Genomic DNA, 19351 nt, shown 5'->3' with positions numbered 1-19351 from the left:
GTGCCATGCGCCTGTCGACCAAGCGAAAACGACAGATGGGACAGGGGTTTCCCCGCCCTGCGGCCTGCCCTAGATTGCCCCGACGCAACGGCAGGAGGCACGGATGACCATCGAACAGGCACTGGCAGATCTGTCGTCGGTTCTTGGCGAGCGTCTGACACGCTCCGCCTCGGACCGGGCCTTGCATGGCCAGTCGGAGAGCTATTTCGCCCAGACCCCCCCGGACGCCGTGGCCTATCCCGAAACCGCCGAGGAGGTGGCCCGCATCGTCACGACCTGTGCCGCCCATGGCTGCCCGGTCATCCCCTTTGGCGCCGGCACTTCGCTGGAGGGGCACACCACGCCGATCCGCGGCGGTCTCACCGTGGATTTTGCCCGGATGAACCGGGTGTTGGAGGTCCATCCGGAGGACATGGACGCGGTGGTGCAGCCCGGGATCACCCGGCAGGCGCTGAACGAGGACCTGCGTGCGACCGGCCTTTTCTTCCCGGTGGATCCGGGCGCCAACGCCTCCATCGGCGGCATGGCGGCCACCCGCGCGAGCGGCACGACCACGGTCCGCTACGGTTCGATGCGGGACAATGTGCTCGGGCTGCAGGTCGTGCTTGCCGACGGACGCATCATCCGCACCGGCACCCGTGCCCGCAAATCCGCTGCGGGCTACGATCTTACACACCTGTTCATCGGCTCGGAGGGCACGCTCGGGCTGATCACGGAGTTGACGCTGCGCCTGCACGGCCAGCCGGAGGCCATCTCCGCTGCCGTCTGCGCCTTCTCCGACATCGGCGGCGCGGTCGATACAGTCATGGCCACGATCCAGATGGGGATCCCGATGGCGCGGATCGAGTTCATCGACACCGAAACCGTCAACGCCGTAAATGCCTATTCAAACATGAGCTTGCCGCTGAAACCGCATCTCCTGGTGGAGTTCCATGGCTCGGATCTGTCAGTCGCGGAAGATGCCCGAAGACTGGGTGAGCTGGTAGAGGAATTCGGCGGCGAAGGCTTCCGCTGGTCCACGCAAGCAGAGGACCGCAACGCGCTCTGGACCATGCGCCACAATGCCTATTTCGCGATCCTCGCCAGCCGCAAGGGGGCGCGGGCGGTGGTGACCGACCTCTGCGTGCCGATCTCACGCCTTGCCGAAGCGGTGGAAGAGACCCGCGCCGACATCGCCGACAGTCCGATCCCCGGCCCCATTCTGGGCCATGTCGGCGACGGCAACTTCCATGCCATCCTGATGATCCGGGACGACGAACCGCAGGAGTTGGAGACCGCCCGGGCGCTCTCGGCCCGCATGGTGGATCGCGCGTTGCGAATGGGAGGAACCGTCACCGGTGAACACGGGGTCGGGATGGGCAAACTCGACTACATGGAGGCCGAACACGGCCAAGGGTGGCAGGTGATGGGCGAAATCAAACGCGCGCTCGACCCGCAGAACATCCTCAATCCGGGAAAGGTCGTGCGGACCAACTGATGGTGGCGCGCGCGCCCTATCCCCGTCCCAGATGCGTAAATCGCGTCCCTAGTGCTCGTCTTGACATCGGTGGGTACCGCGGCTCGCCAAGACCATTGAACAACTCGTCAAGCAACTCGAGCCGAACGATTTAATCATCGTGGCGCACCTCCAGACATTGCTCAGGATGTTGGGCAATGAGTGCATCCCACATGCTCCCTGCACGACCCAAGTTCTGCGGACTCGGGCCGCCGCCCGCCGCAGCCACGAACCGGATTTCGACCCTGCGTGGAGATCCCCGGAATTGCCGGCGGACCGAGCATTCGGGAAAAAACTGCGAAGAAACCGCATGTCGTTCAAGAATGCTGTGCCGGCTTCAGATGTTGGACTTCCCTGAGCGCACCGACACTTGGAGCATACGGCGGCTTCAGGATCTTCCGATGCACGAGCGACAATAATGCTTCCCAACCGCTCCGGATCGCGCGTTCGGTCCCATACCACGGATTTGTTGCCTCAGTCGGTTCGAGCGTCACGTGCCTTCAAATCCGGGTTCAGGTCCCCAAAAGCGAGCGTGCGGCTGCGCGTGCCTCCGAAGTCACCCGATCACCGGAGAGCATACGGGCCAGCTCATCCACCCGCGCGTCGGCTTCCAGCGGGACGACGGTGGACAGCGTTGTCTCTCCCTCGACACGCTTCTCGACACGCCAGTGATGGCCACCAAGTGCGGCCACTTGCGGGGAGTGGGTCACCACGAGGACCTGGGCGCCTTCGGCAAGCCCCTTCAGACGGCGGCCAACGGCATCGGCTGTCGCGCCGCCGACGCCTCGGTCGATCTCGTCGAAGATCATGGTGATGCCGGTCGCCTTTCCCATCAGGCACACTTTCAGGGCCAGCAGGAACCGTGACAGTTCTCCGCCCGATGCAATCCGGTTGAGCGGCCCCGCAGGCGCGCCGGGGTTCGTCGCCACGGTGAATGTCACCTCGTCCGCGCCTTCGGGGCCGGGTTCCGCAGCCGACAGCACGGTCGAGAACACCGCCCGGTCCATCTTGAGCGGCGCAAGTTCCGCGGCCATCGCTGCGTCAAGCCGCGCGGCGGCCTCGGCCCGCAGCTCATGCAAGGCCTCGCAGGCCGCGTGATGGGCCTGACCGCAGGCGGTGGCCTCGGCCTCCAACGCGGCCAGATCCCCCTCTCCCCCTTCAAGGGCGGCCAGACGCGTCCGCAAGGTCTCGGCCAGCGCAACCAGGTCATCAGGCTGCACCTTGTGCTTTCGTGCAAGGTCACGGATTGCAAAAAGCCGCTCCGTGATCCGGTCCATCTCCCGCGGGTCGAAGGCCAGATCCTCAAGGCAGGCCGCGACGCCCTGCTCCGCATCGCCGAGCGCATCCATGGCCCGGGACAGGGCTTCCAGTGGCGCATCGAGGCGCGATCCCGCGCCCTCGGCCGCGCCGTCGAGCCAACGCAAGGCATCCGCAACCAGCCCCTCGGCACCCTCGCCGGAAATTGCCGCATGGGCGCGGGATATGTCTTCGCGAACCTTCTCGGCGCCCTGCATCAGACGGCGGCGCGCGTCGAGCTCTTCCTCCTCGCCCGGTTCAAGTCCCAGCGCATCCAGTTCAGCCACCGCGTGGCGCAGGAAATCCTCTTCGTTCCGAAGCGCCTCGATCCGTTGCCGCGCCTCGGCCAGCTTCTCGTTTACTTCCCGCCATGACGCCCACGCAGCGCGCACGTCGGCAACCCGCTCCGACGCCCCCGCAAAAGCATCCAGCAGCGCCCGGTGGCCGCGGGCATTCAGCAGGCCGCGATCGTCATGCTGACCATGCAACTCCACCAGCGTTTCGGAGATCCGCCGAAGAACCTCGCCGGAGCTGCGGCGATCATTGACCCACGCGGTCTTGCGCCCGTCAGCGGAGTTCACCCGCCGCAGGATCAATTCGTCGCCCTCCGGCAGACCGGCCTCGCGCAAGACCTCGCGGGCGGCATGGTCCTCCGGCAGGTCGAACCATGCGGTCACTTCCCCCTGCGAGGCACCTGCGCGCACCAACTCCGCCCGGCCGCGCCAGCCGAGAACAAATCCAAGTGAATCCAGAAGGATGGACTTCCCGGCGCCGGTCTCTCCGGTCAACACGTTCAACCCCGGCTGGAACGCCAGCTCCAACCGATCGATGATCAGCATGTCACGGATATCGAGCCCGCGCAGCATCCACCACTCCCTCTCAGGCGCACCCCGCGCCGCTCAGCCCTCTATTGCACGGGGCCCAAGCCAAACACCAGAGACAGTGCCCCCGGGGTCTTCTTCTGTCCGGAAATACCCCCCGCAGGCGGCAGGTGCAGCGAGGCGCCCCTGCCCGATCAGATCCACTGACCCTTGATCATCTGGCGATGTACCTGCCGCAGCCAGCTGTCGCCCTTCGCCTGCGCGGTCAACCCGCGCTGCACCAACAACTGGTAGCTGTCGCGATACCAGTCCGTGGCGCGGAAATTATAGGCAAGGATCGCGCCGGCGGTCTGCGCCTCGGCTTCGAGGCCAAGGGCCAGGTAGGCTTCCACCAGCCGGTGCAGCGCCTCGGCCGTGTGCGAGGTGGTCTGGAACTCCTCCACCACGACACGGAAGCGGTTGATGGCCGCCGTGTTGTGATCGCGCTTCAGGTAGTACCGGCCAATCTCCATTTCCTTCGCCGCAAGGTGGTCGAAGGCGAGGTCGAACTTCAGAATCGCCGAGCGGGCATACTCGCTGTCGGGATAGATCTCGATCACTTCCCGAAGCGCCTGCAATGCCTGGAAGGTCAGACCCTGGTCGCGGCCGACCTCGTCGATCTGGTCGTAATAGCTGAGCGCGAGAAGATACTGCGCATAGGCCGCATCCTCATCCGCCGGATAGAAATCGATGTAGCGTTGCGCCGATCCGCGCGAATTCTCGTAGTCGCGATCCGTGTGATAGGCGAACGCTTGCATTATCAACGCACGTTTGGCCCATTCCGAATAGGGATAGAGCCGTTCGATCTCCCCGAACAGTTCTGCCGCGTCGTCCGGATCACCATTGTTCAGGTCATACTCGGCGCGCTTGTAGATTTCCTCAGCCGTGAACTGCTCCAACGGAACGCCACGGCTGGCGCCCACACCAGAACGGTCTCCACAGGCAGCAAGGGCTGCCGCGATTGCCAGAGCGCTGACCAACCGGAGTGTCACACCACGCACCGCCATTCCTAAGATACCCTTGCTCAATTCCTGCCCGCCGCGCCGTTTGGGGGATGCGGTCTGACACCCTCTATCACAGAAAAATCCGGCGCAAAACGGGTCTGCACCGGATTTGATCCACTTCGCAAGAGGATGTTGTCAGGCCACTGCGTCCAAGTCGGCAAGGCTTACACCCACACCGGGAAGGCGCTTTTGCTCCTCGGCGCCGCATGTCACCACTTCCACCGCCCCCGGCGTGGCAAAAAGCGCGCGCAACAGCTTGTTGGTCAGCGTGTGTCCGGCACGTACCCCGGTGTAGCGGCCGAGAATCGGTGCCCCGGCAAGCGCGAGGTCGCCGAGCGCGTCCAGCATCTTGTGGCGCACGGGCTCGTCGCGGTGCCGCAGGCCGCCGAGGGTCAGGACGTCGTCGCCATCTACAACAACTGCGTTTTCCATCGTTCCGCCGAGGGCCAGACCGTTGGCCCGCATAGCCTCTACATCCGAACGGCGGCAGAAGGTGCGGCTGTCGCAAAGCTGGTGCACGAAAGCCCCGTTGGCCATATCCAGCGAACGTGCCTGACGCCCGATCGCGGCATCGGAGAAGTCGATTTCGAAATCGATGTGAAGACCGTCCGCCGGCTCCAGCCGCGCCACCGCGCCCTCGTGTTCCACTTCCACCGGCTTCAGGACGCGATACGCTCTCAGGGGGGCCTCGTCATGCTGCAACCCGACCTTCAGGATCGCCTTCACGAAGGGTGCTGCACTGCCGTCCAGGATCGGCACTTCCGGTCCGCCAACCTCGATCAGGGCGTTGTGCACACCCAGACCGGCCAGCGCCGCCATCACATGCTCCACCGTCGAGATGCTCACCCCTTCGTCGTTAACCAGTCGGGTGCACAGCGGAACATGCTGCGTGGCATCCCACCGTGCGGGCACGTCGGGATTGCCCTCGACGGCGTCGGTGCGCCGGAAGACAATGCCGTGATTTGCAGCCGCCGGCGCAAGCGTGATGCGCGCCGGTCGCCCTGAGTGGAGGCCTGCACCAGTAAGAGTGACCGGGGTTTTCAGCGTCGTTTGCACGGTGTTCTCTTTCTATTGGCCGGACGAAGCTGTCCCGGCACCTTGCAGATACGTGCGCACCGCCTGCACCTCAATTCAAACATTGTAACCGCGTGAAACATGGCATTTCAGGGATCGGCAGATTGTCGCCACCCCTGTTTGACGTCGTCACAACACACTGTTCCCAAAACAAAAAAAGGGGCCAGTCAGACTGGCCCCAATGGAGGTTGGTCGAAAAAGGTTCAGTTGGCTTGACGCCTTAGGAACGCCGGGATCTCGATACGTTCCTGTTCCGGATCCATCTCCGGGTCGTCCTCGAACGCCTGCGACGGGCGGCTGGCCTGTTGGCGCAACTGCGGCGGCTGCTGGCGCGAAGGATGCTGGACCGGGGTCTCGCCCTGGCCCGACATGCGGTGGATGAGGTTGCCGATGCCGAAACCGCGCTTCTCCTGCGCAGGGATTTCCTCAGGCGAGGGCTGCTGGGCGGCTGCGCTGTTCGGCGCCGCCTTGCTCACGGCGGCCTGAAGGCGCTGCAGCGCCTCCGGGCTGGGCGTCCCACGCGGGCGCGGCTGCGGAGCGACATAGGCTTCGCCCGGCTCTTCCTCCATCGCGTCCATCATGCGGAGCGGCTCGGGCGCAGGTTGGTTGTAGGCCGGTGCGGGCAGATCGTCTTCCGCCGTATCTTCGACGACGGGATCGGCCTCAGCCTGCCGTGGGAAGCCCGGGAACAGTCCCGGCTCTTCGGCGGCGGCTTCCTCGGTCACGCGTTCGGCGGCAACAGGGGCTGCAACCGGCTCGGCCTCAGCCACCCGGGCCGGCTCTTCGGCCGCAGCAGGCATGACCGGCTCGCGCAGGCTGCGCTGCGGACGCGGGATGTCCTGCACGACCTCGGAGGCATCGATACCGGTCGCGACGACCGAAACGCGCATTTTGCCTTCCATTTCGGTGTCGAGAGTGGACCCGACGATGATATTTGCCTCGGGGTCCACTTCCTCGCGGATGCGGTTGGCGGCTTCGTCGAGTTCGAAGAGGGTCAGGTCGTAGCCACCGGTGATATTGATCAGCACACCCTTGGCACCGCGCAGGCTGATCTCGTCCAGCAGCGGGTTGGCGATGGCTTTCTCGGCGGCCTGGATGGCGCGATCTTCTCCGTCGGCCTCTCCGGTGCCCATCATCGCCTTGCCCATTTCGTCCATCACGGACCGCACATCGGCGAAGTCGAGGTTGATCAGGCCTGGCCGTACCATCAGGTCGGTCACACCCTTCACGCCTTGGTACAGCACGTCATCGGCCAGCGAGAAGGCTTCGGTGAAGGTTGTCTTCTCGTTGGCGAGCCGGAACAGGTTCTGGTTCGGGATGATGATCAGCGTGTCGACGACCTTCTGGAGCGACTCGACGCCCTCCTCGGCCTGCCGCATGCGCTTGGCACCTTCGAACTGGAACGGCTTGGTCACAACGCCGACGGTCAGAACGCCCAGCTCACGCGCGGCCTGCGCAATGATTGGAGCCGCCCCCGTACCGGTGCCGCCGCCCATGCCGGCGGTGATGAAACACATGTGTGCGCCAGCCAGATGGTCGACGATCTCCTCGATCGTTTCCTCGGCGGCGGCGGCGCCAACCTGCGGACGGGCCCCTGCGCCCAGACCCTCGGTGGCCTTCACACCCATCTGGATGCGGCTCATGGCGTTGCTTTGCTGCAATGCCTGGGCATCGGTGTTCGCGGTGACGAACTCCACCCCCTCGAGCTGTTTCTCGATCATGTTGTTGACCGCGTTGCCACCAGCCCCGCCAACACCGAATACCGTAATCCGCGGCTTCAGCTCTTCCTGTTCCGAGGGCATGCTCAGATTCAATGCCATGGTTTCTCCGCCTGTTATATGCCGCCCCGTCCCCGGGCGGTTTGCTGCCTGTCCGACAATTCTGGGGTCGTTCGACCCCGGCTATTGAGCGACTTTTTCCCAAACATACGCGGGTGCTGCAGCGGCGTCACGAAAAAAGTGCCAAAAAGCCACAAAATATGGAAATTTCGTGAAAGAAACGGAGCTTATCTGCCGAAGCTCACTGCATATTGTGGAGTGCGGGCGCGCACATACCAGCGCGCAGCCAAAGACTTGTCCACGCAAGACAAATGCCGGCTCATCGGCATCGGACCAGATCTGTATGGGCGGCTGCTCGGCCTGCCAGCACCGAATTGACTTCGGTTGCATCGTGTGTGGAGCCTAACGGCCATTGCAGATGAAATCCAGCGCCTTTTCATGGGCATGACAGGAGACCACACGCCGCAGCACCCGCCCGCCTTCGAAAGGCAGCCGGAAGGCCAGCAACAGGACCCGAAACCGTCCGCGTCAGCCCCGCGCGCGCCGTGCCCTCGCCGCGCCGAGCAGGCCCAACCCGCCCAGCATCAGCACTGCACCCGCCGGAAGCGGCACCGGGGCGGGACCGGACTGGACGTCGGCCGTCACGATCGCAGTCGCACGGAACGCCGCCGGTCCCCCTGCATCGTAGAGGTTGAAAGTCAACGTGTTCACGCCGGCATTGAAGTAGCTGGCTTCCGAGGTTCCGTAACTGTGGAGTTCCTGGAAATTCCTGAGAGACTCCGTCATCATCCCATCAACCAGATTGCCGTTCAGGAAGATCTCGCCGAGGTTGTCGACAGCCCATTCGCCGCTCAGTATCGCCGATGACGCGGCGTATCCGGCCAGGTCGAAGGTGAACTCGAAACTGGCGGAGTTGACGGTCTCGGCGTTGCCGATCCAAACCCATTCCGTGGGCAACGACATGGCGGCCATCGTGTAGGCCGGGTGACCCACCGCGATGGAAACATCGGAGCCAGCGGCATCTATGCCACCAGCATCGCCCGCAAGTGTCACCCCTTGCGCCACGGTGGCCGCATTCGCGGCGAAGGGCATGCCAATCGCCAGGGCAATCCAGAACAGTTTCTTCATACGACACACCCCAAATTACCCACTTGGCGAACTCGCTCGCCGCCCCGCGACCGGAATTCTGGCATCCAAACCTGCAATCCGAGCAGAATTTCGACAAATTGGCGGCAATTCTTCACCAGTTGTCGCGGAACCACTTCACCGCCCGCTTCAGTGACCGCGCCGGATAGCTGTCCGCGGGGATCTCGAAATCCCACCATTCATCCTGTGGATGCGCCGCAAAGAGACACAGACCGACCGAGGACGAGAACGCCGGCCCGGTCGCCGCTTGCGGCAGGCCCTGCACCCGCAGGGGCCGCCCAAGCCGCACCTGCTGGCCGAGCATCTTGCTGGCAAGCCCGTCAAGCCCGGGGATCTGGCTGCCGCCACCCGTCAGCACGATCTGCTGTGCGGGCAGGTGATCGAAGCCGGCGGCATCAAGCTGCACCCGCACCTCCTCGAGGATCTCCTCGATCCTTGGCCGCATGATCCCGATCAACTCGGCCCGGCTGACGGTGCGCCGGTCGCGCTCCCAGTCACCGCTGTCGCCGCCGATCTCGATCATCTCGCGGTCGTCCATACCGGTTGCCACGGCGCCGCCGTAGAAGGTCTTGATCCGCTCCGCCACGTTCAGCGGCACCTTCAGCCCCTTGGCGATGTCCTGCGTGATGTGATCGCCACCGATGCGCACGCTCTCGGCGAAAATCATGTGTTTCTTGATGAAAACCGAAAGGCCCGTGGCCCCGCCGCCCAGATCGACGCAGGCCGCACCCAGTTCCTGCTCGTCCTCGACAAGCGCGGAAACTCCGGAAACGTAGGCCGAACTGGCAAGTCCAGCGATCTCCAGATCGCACCGCTTGATGCAGTAGAGAAGGTTCTGGATCGCCCCCGTGTCCACGGTCAGCAGATGCATGTCCACAGCCAGGCTGTTGCCCATCTGGCCCCGTGGATCGCCGAGACCGGAGCGGTGATCGATGGCGAAGTTCACCGGCTGGGCATGGAGCACCTCGCGGTCGGCGCCATAGTCGGGCACATCGCAGGCGGCCATCACGCGCGCCACGTCGTCCTCGCTCACGATGCTGTCGGCAAGATCGACCCGCCCGTCGAGCCCGTAGCTCTTTGGCCGTGCGCCCGAGAAGCAGGCGATCACGTGATCGACCCGGACCCCGGCCATTTTCTGTGCCGCCTGAACCGCGGTCCGGATGGCCCGCTCGGTCTCCTGCATGGCGTCGATCTCACCGAAAGTCACGCCGCGCGACCGGGTCGTCGCCGCACCTATGACACGGAAACTCGACTGACCGGCCAGCGAGCCAACCCCTTCGGTTCCCCGGAACCGGTCCGACCCGTCGAACCTCAGCACCAGGCAGGCAATCTTCGATGTCCCCACATCCAGGATCGCGATTACGCCACGGTCCATGGCCTGTTTGCGCATCCGTCGCATGGTGCGTTGGGACTGATACAGGTCTGTCATCAGGGGCTGCCTCCGGACTCGATGTCTCTTATGCGTCGCAGTTCACGGACTGCGTTTGTGTTGAGCCGCACCGTCAGCCGGCGCGGATTGCGGAAATCGACGATGGTGATGTCGCGCTCCAGCATCTTGCGGGCCTTGTCGAGCGCGATGAGCCGCTCCAGCGCGGCCACTGAATTCTCTTCCGGCAGAAGCAGTCGCTGGTTGCGGTCCAGAACGACGTCCCAACGGCGCCCCCCCATACGGACGAGCCCCCGGACACGCTCCTCGATCGGACCGGCGGCTTCCAGCAGGGCCAGGGCCTCTGGTATGGCTTCCTCCGCGTCCTCGCCCGCCACCAGCGGCAGGTCGGGCCAGTCGCCACGCTCGGTCGTGCCGGCAACCATGTGCCCGGTCGCGTCCAGCAAGCCCAATCCCTGCCCGTGCCGCCAGATCACGGCCGGGACGCGCTCTTCGATCTCGACCGCCAGCACACCGCCGGGGCGCACGCGCAGGCGGGCATCGGCGACGGCATTGAAGGCTTCGACCTTCAGCCGCATCGCGTCGAGATCCATATCGAATGAGGAGATCGGAAAGCGCACCGACAGTTCGTCCCGCACCGCTTCGGAGAGCTCTTCCGAAGCCCCCTCGATGGACATCATCCTGACCATGAACTCGGGGCGTTCCTCGATGGCGCGCTGCGCTTCGGCAAAAGTGTCGGTGATCTGCGCCATGCGATCCGCATCAGAGATGTACCAGAACACCGAGGCCGCCGTGATCGCCAGCGGTACGCCGATCCGCAGGGCGCGGCGATAAACCGGCGTCAACCAAAGCCTGTGCAACCGATAGGACCAGCGCGAGGGCGCAGGATCGTGCACCTTCACCGGCACGGTCGCCGCCATATCGTGGGCTACCTGTCGCACGAGGCATCCTCCACGATCCAGCGGCAGAACGCCCCGAAGTCGATTCCACAATGCGCTGCCTGCTCGGGACTGAGCGATGTGGGCGTCATCCCGGGCTGGGTGTTGGTTTCCAGCAGGATCAACCCGTCGAGCCCGCGCGCCTCGTCCCAGCGGAAATCGGTGCGGGAGATCCCACGGCACCCGAGCGCCACATGGGCCCGCAGCGCATATTCCATGCAGGCATCGAAGATCTGCTGCGGGACGTTGGCGGGAACCTCGTGGCGGGAGCCTCCGGGCTTGTACTTGGCATCGTAGTCGTACCAGCCATCCGTGATGATGTCGGTCACGGTCAGGGCGCGGTCGCCCATCACGGTCGTCGTCATCTCCCGGCCCGGCGCGAAAGCCTCGACCATCACCACGTCGGGCATGGTCGCATCAAGCTGCGGCGGACCATTGGCGGCCTCATGGACAAGGTAGACGCCGACAGAGGACCCCTCGTTGTTCGGCTTCACCACGTAGGGCGGCGCCATCACATGCCGCGCGCGCACCTCGTCGGCCCCGGCCAGCAGGCTTTCCACCACTGGCAGACCGGCGGCCTTGAACGCCTCCTTGGAGCGCTGCTTGTCCAGCGCCAGCGCCGAGGCCAGGACCCCGGAATGGGTGTAGGGGATGCGCAGCCACTCCAGCATGCCCTGGACGCAGCCATCCTCGCCCCAACGACCGTGAAGCGCATTGAAAACGACGTCGGGCGCGACCTCGACGAGGCGCGCCGCAAGATCCGGACCCGCGTCCAGCTCCACCACTTCAAAACCTTCGCCCCGCAACGCGGCCGCGCATTCACGACCGGTGGACAGCGACACCTCGCGTTCCGCCGATGGCCCTCCCAGGAGGACCGCCACTTTCGGGGCTGTCCTGCTCGACATGCCCGCCTCATTCACTGGGCCTTTTGGCCCTTTTATCGAGTGAAATCTGTTATTTGTATGATTTCACTGCCCGCTGCTCCGACCTTTTCCGGCCGGTTTCATTCCGGGGCCGGTTCACCGACCCTCATGATTTCCCACTCTAGCTGTATTCCGCTGTTCTGGTAAACCTTTTTCCTGACCAGTTCCCCCAATCCTTCAAGGTCCCGGGCGGTTGCGTGATCGGCGTTCAGAAGGAAGTTCGAGTGCCTCTCCGACATCTGCGCGCCGCCGAGCCGCGCCCCCCGCATGCCCGCTTCGTCAATGACCTTCCAGGCCTTCAATTCGTGCGTATCATCGTCACGTCCCGTGGAGCTGAACCCGGCAGGATTGCGGAAGGTGGAACCCGCGGAGCGGTCCTTCGTCGGCTGGGTCGCGTCGCGCCTTGAAAGCTGGGCCTCCATGGTCGCGTGAAGCTCTTCCGGCACTCCGGGTTCTGCGTGAAACCGCGCCCGTGTCAGCACCCAGCCCGGCGGCAGCTGGGTCGACCTGTAGGCGAAGGCGAGCGCCCCGGCGTCGAGGGTCACCACCTCGCCCGTGCGGCTCACCGCGACGGCATCGACAAGGTGATCGGCCACATAGCTGCCGTAGCAGCCCGCATTCATCCGCACCGCCCCACCGATCGCTCCCGGGATCGTGCGCAGAAAGGTCAGGTTGAGCCCGGCGTCGGCGGCCTTGCGCGCGACCATAGAGTCAAGTGCCGCCGCGCCCGCAACGACCATGCCATCGGCGCAGGAGATGGCGTTGAACCTCCGCCCAAGGCGGATCACCACGCCGCGAATGCCACCATCTCGCACGATCAGATTGGACCCCACCCCCATCGGAAACACCGGAACGTCGGGGGCGAGCTCGGAAAGGAAATGGCAAAGATCGGCCTCGTCCGCCGGCTGGAACAGCCAGTCCGCCGGACCACCCACACGCAGCCAGGTCAGCCCGTCGAGCGGGCGGTTCGGGGTCAGTTTTCCACGGACCTCGATCTCGGGGGGCTGCGCCATGGGGCCTCCGTCAGGGCTTGGATGCACTGGTTCCGAACTGCCGTTTCACCCATCGCCAGAGATAAATCAACGGCCAGCGCAGGATCGAGGCACCGGCGACGAAGACGACGAGGCCTGCCAACGGCCCGTTCTCGTAGGTGACGTAGCCCAGCAACGGGATGCCGATGGCAATCAGGACGTAGGCCTGGGGCCAGTGACGCCGCCGCGACGGGATCATGGCAATGACCGTCGCTGCAAGCGCCCAGAGACAGGCAAGGACGATGGAATAGCTCATGGTGTGCCCTCCGGCGTGCGGCCCATGGCCTGGTCACGGCTGCGTCCCAACGCCCGGAGCGTCAGGTATCGCAATGGTTTTCGGAACATCGAAATGAAGGCCGCCAGCGCCAAAAGAAGCGGCAGCCAGCCCCACTCCCGCCCAACCATCCAAAGCAGGACCGGGGCGGCCAGAAGCAGGGCAAAGCCCGGAATGAACTGATACCGCATGGGCAGCAGCGCCACGATTGTCGCGGCAACCACCCAAAGACACCCGAGAACAAGAACGCTCATCCGTTCCCTCTCTCCCGGCGCGCGGCCGGGTTCTTGTCAGTCGGCCAGACGATCCGGCAGGTTGTTGGCCCAGGCAGAGATCGTGCCCGCCCCAAGGCAGACGACCATGTCACCCGGCCCGGCCTGTTCGCGCACGAGGCGCTCAAGGTCTTCTTCGTTGCGAACGGCCCGGGCATGGCGGTGGCCATGGCGGATCAGCCCGGCGACAAGGTCGTCGCGGCCCGCGCCCTCGATGGGCTGCTCGCCGGCGGCAAAGACATCGGCGATGCCCACGACGTCAGCCTCGTTGAAACAGGCGCAGAAATCCTCGAACAGGCTCGACAGCCGGCTGTAGCGGTGCGGCTGGTGCACGGCGATAACACGGCCCTCGGTGGCCTGGCGGGCGGCCTTCAGGACGGCGGCGATCTCCACCGGATGGTGGCCGTAATCGTCGATGATCGTCACACCGCCCACTTCGCCGACCCGAGTGAACCGCCGGTTCACGCCCCCGAAGTTCGCCAGCGCCTCGCGGATCTCTCCGGATTTCATGCCAAGGTGTCGCGCGACCGCCACCGCCGCCAGCGCGTTGGACACGTTGTGATCGCCCGGCATTGGCAGCGTGCACCCCTCGATAGTGATGTCGTCGCTCCGCAGCACCACGTCGAAATGTGCAAACCCGGCCTCATAGCGCAGGTTCGTTGCCCGCACGTCGGCCTGGGCATTGAAGCCGTAGGTGATGATGCGGCGGTCGGAGATCCGACCCACGAGCGCCTGCACCTCGGCATGGTCGGTGCAGCACACGGCAACGCCATAGAACGGGATATTCTCCACGAAGGTCTTGAAGCCCGCGCGGAGGTTCTCGATCGTGCCCCAGTGCTCCATGTGCTCGGGGTCGATATTGGTGATGATCGCCACGGTCGCCGGCAAGCGGTTGAACGTGCCGTCACTTTCGTCGGCCTCCACGACCATCCACTCGCCCTGCCCGGCCCGGGCATTGGACCCGTAGGCATGAATGATCCCGCCGTTGATGACGGTCGGGTCGATGCCACCGGCATCCAGAAGCGTGGCGACCATGGTTGTGGTCGTTGTCTTTCCGTGCGTGCCCGCGACGGCGACGTTGGACTTCAGCCGCATGAGTTCGGCCAGCATCTCGGCCCGGCGCACCACCGGCAGGCCACGGGCGCGGGCGGAGTCCAGCTCCGGGTTGCCGGGTTTGATCGCGGAGGAGATCACGACCACCTCGGCGCCTTCCAGGTTGTCCTCTGTCTGACCGATGAAGACCCGTGCCCCAAGGCTCTGAAGCCGGTCGGTGATCTTCGACGCCTTCAGGTCCGACCCCTGCACGGTATAGCCATGGGTCAGCAGCACCTCCGCGATACCGGACATCCCGATGCCCCCGATCCCGACGAAGTGAATGGGGCCCACATCGGTGGGCAGCTTGGTCACTGCACTCATGATCGTCGTTCCGTCCATCATCTCTGCTCGTCCTCGTTCATCCTCACGCCGGACAGTTCTAGGACCATCTCGACAAGTCTTTCGGTTGCGTCCGGCATCCCCTGCGACAGCGCCGCATGCGCCATCTGCATCGCCCCCTCGGGCTGCGAGAGAACCGCCGCTATCTGCTCGGAAAGCACGTCGACTTCAAGCCGCGATTCCGGAATCACGATCGCGCCCCCCGACTCGGCGAGGCCACGCGCATTTGCCGTCTGGTGATCACCGGTCGCCACCGCGTAGGGCACCAGGATCGACGGGCGACCAATCACGCTTATATCGGCGACGGAGGAGGCGCCGGAGCGGGAAATCACCAGCTGGGCCTCGCTCATCCGGCGCGGGACATCCTGGAAGAAGGGCTCGACCTCGGCGCTGATCGCATGCTCCTCGTAATAGGCAGCCACACGCGCCCCATCCTCGTCACGGGCCTGGTGGGCAACGCGAAGGGTCTGCAGGATCTCAAGCGGAAGGGCGGCGATCGCGGGCGGCACGATGTCCGACAGGATCCGCGCCCCCTGGCTGCCGCCGATCACGAGAATCGACATGGGGTAATCGCCGGGCGGGATGTAGGCCGCGCCGGCGCGGTCCATCACCTTGACACGCACCGGGTTGCCGGTGTGGACGCCTTCGACGCCATCAGGCAGGTCGGTGGGCCAGGTGCCGCAGGCGACCGCATCGACCCGCTTCGCAAAGACCCGGTTGACCCGGCCGAGCACACCGTTCTGTTCATGGATCATGCGCGGCAGTCGCAACACCCAGGCGGCGGTCATGGCCGGGATCGCGGGATAGCCGCCAAAGCCTACGACGATGGCAGGCCGGTCGCGCAGCATCCGGAAGATCGCGGCGATTGCCCCGCCGGCAATCCGGATCGGCGCCAGCACCTTCGAAAGCACCCCGCCCCGCGAGAAGGTCGCCGAGGCAACCTGCTCGATCTCGACCACATGCGGGAAGCCGCCGGTATAGCGCGCGCCACGCGCATCGGTGGAGAGCTTCACCCGCCAACCCTTGCGCAGCATGGCCTCGGCAAGCGCCTGCGCGGGGAACATGTGCCCGCCGGTGCCGCCTGCCGCGATGATCATCATGGGCTGCGCCATCAATGCCCCCGACGCTGGAAGATATCCGCCATTTCACCCTGCGGGCGCTTGCGGGTGAAGGCCAGCAGCATGCCGACGGCAATGCCGCCCGCGATCAGGGAGGAGCCGCCATAACTCACGAAGGGCAGCGTCATGCCCTTCGCCGGCAGCAGCCGGACCGCGACCCCCATGTTGATCATCGCCTGCACGCCAAACATGCAGGCAAGACCTGTCCCGGCAAGGCGGATGAACGGATCCCGCTCCCGCATCAGCCGGAAGAGGGACCGCATGACAACCGTGCCGTAGAGCGCCAACACGAGGAGGACGAGGATCAGCCCGTATTCCTCTGCGGCGACAGCGATGATGAAATCTGTATGCGCATCCGGCAGGGACCACTTCACCTGCCCCTCGCCGACACCCACACCGAAGAAGCCACCTTCCTGGATCGCGTTGGTCGCATAGCCAAGCTGCGTGCGCGGATCGACCTCCGGGTTCAGGAAACCATCGATCCGGCGGGCGAAGTGTTCGGAGGAATTGTAGGCCAGCAGGCCGAAACTCACGACTCCGGCGGCGATCACCACCAGCAGCAGGATCGGCGCACCGGCGACGAAATACATCACGCCCCAGGCAAACATCGTCAGCGCCGCCTGTCCGAAGTCGGGTTGGATGGCCAACAGGCCGACGATGATGCAGACCAGCACGAAGGACGCCATCTTTCCCGGTGGGCCGCCGACCTCCTGGCTCGCGGCCATCAGCCATGCCGCCAACACCACGAAGGCGGGTTTCAGGAATTCCGAGGGCTGTACGGATGCAAAGCCGAAGGAATACCACCGCACCGCGCCCTTGCCGAAATCGGTGCCGAAAAACGGCAGCAGGATCAGGGAGATAAAGGCCGCGATAAAGCCGAGCACGGCGAGGCGCCGCACGAGGTTTGGCGACAGCATGGACACGACCAGCATCGTCAGGATCGCCAGCCCGCCAAAGAAGATCTGCCGCTCCACGTAGTGGAACGACGCCAACCCGTTGCGGGCCGCCAGCGGCGGCGACGCTGCAAGCCCCAGCAGCAACCCGATGCCGAACAACATCAGGATGGCCGACAAGGTCCACTTGTCGACCGTCCGCCACCATTTGGGTAGGACCGGATCACCCGCTTGCGCGGGCACGGTTCCATGCACCATTTCCGTCATGGGAATACCGCCACACTGCCTCTGCTCGCCCGGTTGTCCGGGTCTGTTCGGCACGATAGCGGCAATTGTCCATTCCGGCTAGAAAAAAAGGCGTCGCGCGAGGCAGAGAACCTGCCTGACGGGGACTTTTGCAGGGTTGACCCCGGCGCCGCCGCATGGTCAGGGCGGCCCATGCAGGTGAATACGCTCATTCTCGGCGCCGGTGCGGCCGGCCTCATGTGTGCGGCCCATGCCGGGCCGGGCGCCCTGGTGGTGGATCATGCGAAGACGCCGGGCGAGAAAATCCGGATTTCCGGCGGCGGGCGGTGCAATTTCACCAACATGCACACGGGTTCGGAGAATTTCCTCGGTGCCAACCCGCATTTCTGCAAATCCGCACTCAGCCGCTATACGCAGTGGGATTTCCTCGACCTGGTCGGAAAACACGGCATTCCCTGGCATGAGAAGACACTCGGCCAGCTTTTCTGCGACCGGAGTTCAAAGGATATCGTGGCAATGATGGTGGCGGAGGCCGAGGCCGCAGGCGCGCGGATCTGGCTGCGCACCGGGATCGCCGACGTTCGCCACGATGGCACCGGTTTCGTCGTCGCACTTGACCGCGACGGCTCGCGGACGGACGTACGCGCCAGGAGGTTGGTGGTAGCCACGGGCGGCAAGTCGATCCCGAAGATGGGCGCCACGGGATTTGCCTACCGCATCGCCGCGCAATTCGGCCTCCCGGTGACAGAGACCCGCGCCGGGCTGGTGCCCCTGACCTTCAGCGGCACAACGCTCGACAAGCTGAAACCGCTCGCCGGGCTGTCCGCAGAGGCGGTTGTACACGCCGATGGAGCATCCTTCCGCGAGGGCCTGCTGTTCACGCATCGCGGCCTCTCCGGCCCCTCGATCCTGCAAATATCCTCCTACTGGCGGGAGGGGCAGTCGATCCGGCTGGAGTTCATTCCGCCTGCCAAGGCGCTCGATTCACTGAAGGCGCAGCGATCACGGCAGGGCCGGAAAGCGCTCTCCACCGTGCTGTCCGATCATCTTCCCGCGCGGCTGGCGGGCCTTCTGGCGACGGAATCGGGTCTTTCGGGCAACCTCGCCGACCAGAGCGACACCGCGCTCGGCCATCTGGCCGGTCTTCTGGGGGGATGGGAGTTGACCCCCTCCGGCAGCGAAGGCTACCGGACGGCAGAGGTGACGCTGGGCGGAATTTCTACCGATGCGCTTTCCTCCCGCAGCATGGAGGCGACGGCGGTGCCCGGGCTCTATTTCATAGGAGAATGCGTGGACGTGACAGGCTGGCTGGGCGGGTTCAACTTCCAGTGGGCGTGGTCCTCCGGCTGGGCGGCGGGCCATCACATTGCATCCACAGCGACGGGCTAGACAAGTTCGGACTATCTTTCGCAAAAGTGTCGCCCGGGCGGCACAAATGCCTTGAACTGCACCGCCCGACTTCCGATCTTCTTCTGACGTCACTCACCCTGTCAGAAGATCGATGCGCCTGCCTCCAACGCTCTCCCCACGCAATTTGCCCCGCACCCTTGAAGCCAAGGTGCCGCTGAAGGCTGCGCGTGATGTGAAGAACCGGTTGCTCTATGGGCGTCGTGCCCCGAAGTCGGACGAGTGCATCTACGTGGACCCGCGTCGTGTCCGGCTGGTCTATGCCAGCGGGCGACGCCCCGACGCGCCCCGGTTCCGGCGGTTCCACTCCGGCCTTGTGCTGGGAACCGACTGGGATACCTCCGTGCAACCGTGGGAATGGGGGTTCAAGCAGACGGCGATCCTGCGCCATTTCCAGAACGGCGAGAGCTGGCGTGAAACCGGCGTGATCGACTACCTGATGGAAGACGTGCGCCGGAAGGGATCGGCTGACGGGTGTCGCTCGCTCGAGGAGATCGAGGAGCGATACAGAAAGATCGACCGGCTGTACGAGGAGCTTCAGCGCACGCGGCATTTCAAGAACCGATCCGAACTCGACTCCTACTTCCGTCGCGAGCATGGCGGCGTGTTCATCCACGTCACCCGCTATGGCACTCCGCTCAAGGCCGGTGGTGGCGTGCATCGGTTGACCATTGCCAGCATCCTCGAACTGGAGCGCATCCCCGCCCAACTCGGGGTGATCCATCCTGATGCCATCCGCGACGGTCACCTCGACCGGCTGCGCCAGCAGAGCTGA

Annotated in this window: 17 protein-coding genes; 3 read left to right on the top strand and 14 right to left on the bottom strand. The window is 64.9% G+C overall.

Translation table 11 applies throughout. The features are described from left to right. Positions 1–103 precede the first annotated feature (103 nt). Positions 104–1477, top strand: coding sequence for an FAD-binding oxidoreductase (locus tag CLV78_RS00530; protein ID WP_106202828.1), 1374 nt, complete (start codon positions 104–106; stop codon positions 1475–1477). 530 nt (positions 1478–2007) lie between these two features. Here CLV78_RS00530 and recN read toward each other — a convergent pair. From recN to ftsW, 14 genes are all read right to left on the bottom strand, one after another. Next, positions 2008–3657: a DNA repair protein RecN gene (recN, locus tag CLV78_RS00525; RefSeq protein ID WP_106202827.1), complete on the bottom strand. Its 1650-nt coding sequence runs from the start codon at positions 3655–3657 to the stop codon at positions 2008–2010. Between the two features lie 149 nt (positions 3658–3806). After that, a complete protein-coding gene (locus CLV78_RS00520) occupies positions 3807–4658 on the bottom strand; it encodes an outer membrane protein assembly factor BamD (RefSeq protein ID WP_106202826.1) in 852 nt (283 codons plus the stop codon). Positions 4659–4790: 132 nt separating this feature from the next. Next, on the bottom strand, positions 4791–5711 hold the full coding sequence (lpxC, locus tag CLV78_RS00515; RefSeq protein ID WP_106202825.1) for a UDP-3-O-acyl-N-acetylglucosamine deacetylase: 921 nt from the start codon (positions 5709–5711) through the stop codon (positions 4791–4793). Between the two features lie 221 nt (positions 5712–5932). Beyond that, complete coding sequence (gene ftsZ / locus CLV78_RS00510; RefSeq protein WP_106202824.1) at positions 5933–7549, bottom strand: cell division protein FtsZ; 1617 nt, start codon at positions 7547–7549, stop codon at positions 5933–5935. Between the two features lie 486 nt (positions 7550–8035). Then, on the bottom strand, positions 8036–8635 hold the full coding sequence (locus tag CLV78_RS00505; protein ID WP_106202823.1) for a hypothetical protein: 600 nt from the start codon (positions 8633–8635) through the stop codon (positions 8036–8038). 112 nt (positions 8636–8747) lie between these two features. Then, positions 8748–10082 carry a cell division protein FtsA gene (gene ftsA / locus CLV78_RS00500; RefSeq protein WP_106202822.1) on the bottom strand — a complete coding sequence of 445 codons (1335 nt, stop codon included), beginning with the start codon at positions 10080–10082 and terminating at the stop codon, positions 8748–8750. Further along, complete coding sequence (locus CLV78_RS00495) at positions 10082–10981, bottom strand: cell division protein FtsQ/DivIB (protein WP_245924794.1); 900 nt, start codon at positions 10979–10981, stop codon at positions 10082–10084. Before CLV78_RS00495 ends, ftsA begins: the two co-directional genes overlap by 1 nt. Further along, a complete protein-coding gene (locus tag CLV78_RS00490; protein WP_106202820.1) occupies positions 10969–11883 on the bottom strand; it encodes a D-alanine--D-alanine ligase in 915 nt (304 codons plus the stop codon). The genes CLV78_RS00495 and CLV78_RS00490 overlap by 13 nt, the downstream gene beginning before the upstream one ends. A gap of 98 nt (positions 11884–11981) precedes the next feature. Then, entirely contained in the window at positions 11982–12914 is a 933-nt protein-coding gene (gene murB, locus CLV78_RS00485; protein ID WP_106202819.1) for a UDP-N-acetylmuramate dehydrogenase, read from the bottom strand. 10 nt (positions 12915–12924) lie between these two features. Next, positions 12925–13188, bottom strand: coding sequence for a DUF2484 family protein (locus CLV78_RS00480; protein ID WP_106202818.1), 264 nt, complete (start codon positions 13186–13188; stop codon positions 12925–12927). Next, positions 13185–13460, bottom strand: a complete 276-nt coding sequence (locus CLV78_RS00475; RefSeq protein WP_106202817.1) for a DUF2484 family protein — start codon at positions 13458–13460, stop codon at positions 13185–13187. The genes CLV78_RS00480 and CLV78_RS00475 overlap by 4 nt, the downstream gene beginning before the upstream one ends. 36 nt (positions 13461–13496) lie before the next feature. Beyond that, positions 13497–14894 (bottom strand): UDP-N-acetylmuramate--L-alanine ligase, encoded by a 1398-nt coding sequence (murC, locus tag CLV78_RS00470; protein ID WP_106203696.1) that lies wholly within the window; start codon positions 14892–14894, stop codon positions 13497–13499. A gap of 17 nt (positions 14895–14911) precedes the next feature. Next, positions 14912–16024: a UDP-N-acetylglucosamine--N-acetylmuramyl-(pentapeptide) pyrophosphoryl-undecaprenol N-acetylglucosamine transferase gene (locus CLV78_RS00465; RefSeq protein ID WP_106202816.1), complete on the bottom strand. Its 1113-nt coding sequence runs from the start codon at positions 16022–16024 to the stop codon at positions 14912–14914. Beyond that, entirely contained in the window at positions 16024–17190 is a 1167-nt protein-coding gene (gene ftsW, locus CLV78_RS00460; RefSeq protein ID WP_106202815.1) for a putative lipid II flippase FtsW, read from the bottom strand. The genes CLV78_RS00465 and ftsW overlap by 1 nt, the downstream gene beginning before the upstream one ends. Before the next feature lie 171 nt (positions 17191–17361). Here ftsW and CLV78_RS00455 point away from each other — a divergent pair, with 171 nt between their 5' ends. Then, positions 17362–18558: a BaiN/RdsA family NAD(P)/FAD-dependent oxidoreductase gene (locus CLV78_RS00455; protein ID WP_106202814.1), complete on the top strand. Its 1197-nt coding sequence runs from the start codon at positions 17362–17364 to the stop codon at positions 18556–18558. 112 nt (positions 18559–18670) lie between these two features. Continuing rightward, positions 18671–19351, top strand: a complete 681-nt coding sequence (locus CLV78_RS00450) for a hypothetical protein (RefSeq protein ID WP_245924793.1) — start codon at positions 18671–18673, stop codon at positions 19349–19351.

The sequence above is a fragment of the Aliiruegeria haliotis genome, from assembly GCF_003003255.1.
In the GTDB taxonomy this organism is placed as follows: domain Bacteria; phylum Pseudomonadota; class Alphaproteobacteria; order Rhodobacterales; family Rhodobacteraceae; genus Tropicimonas; species Tropicimonas haliotis.
The sequence above is the reverse complement of the archived record's forward strand: the minus strand, read 5'-3'. Positions and strand labels throughout refer to the sequence as shown.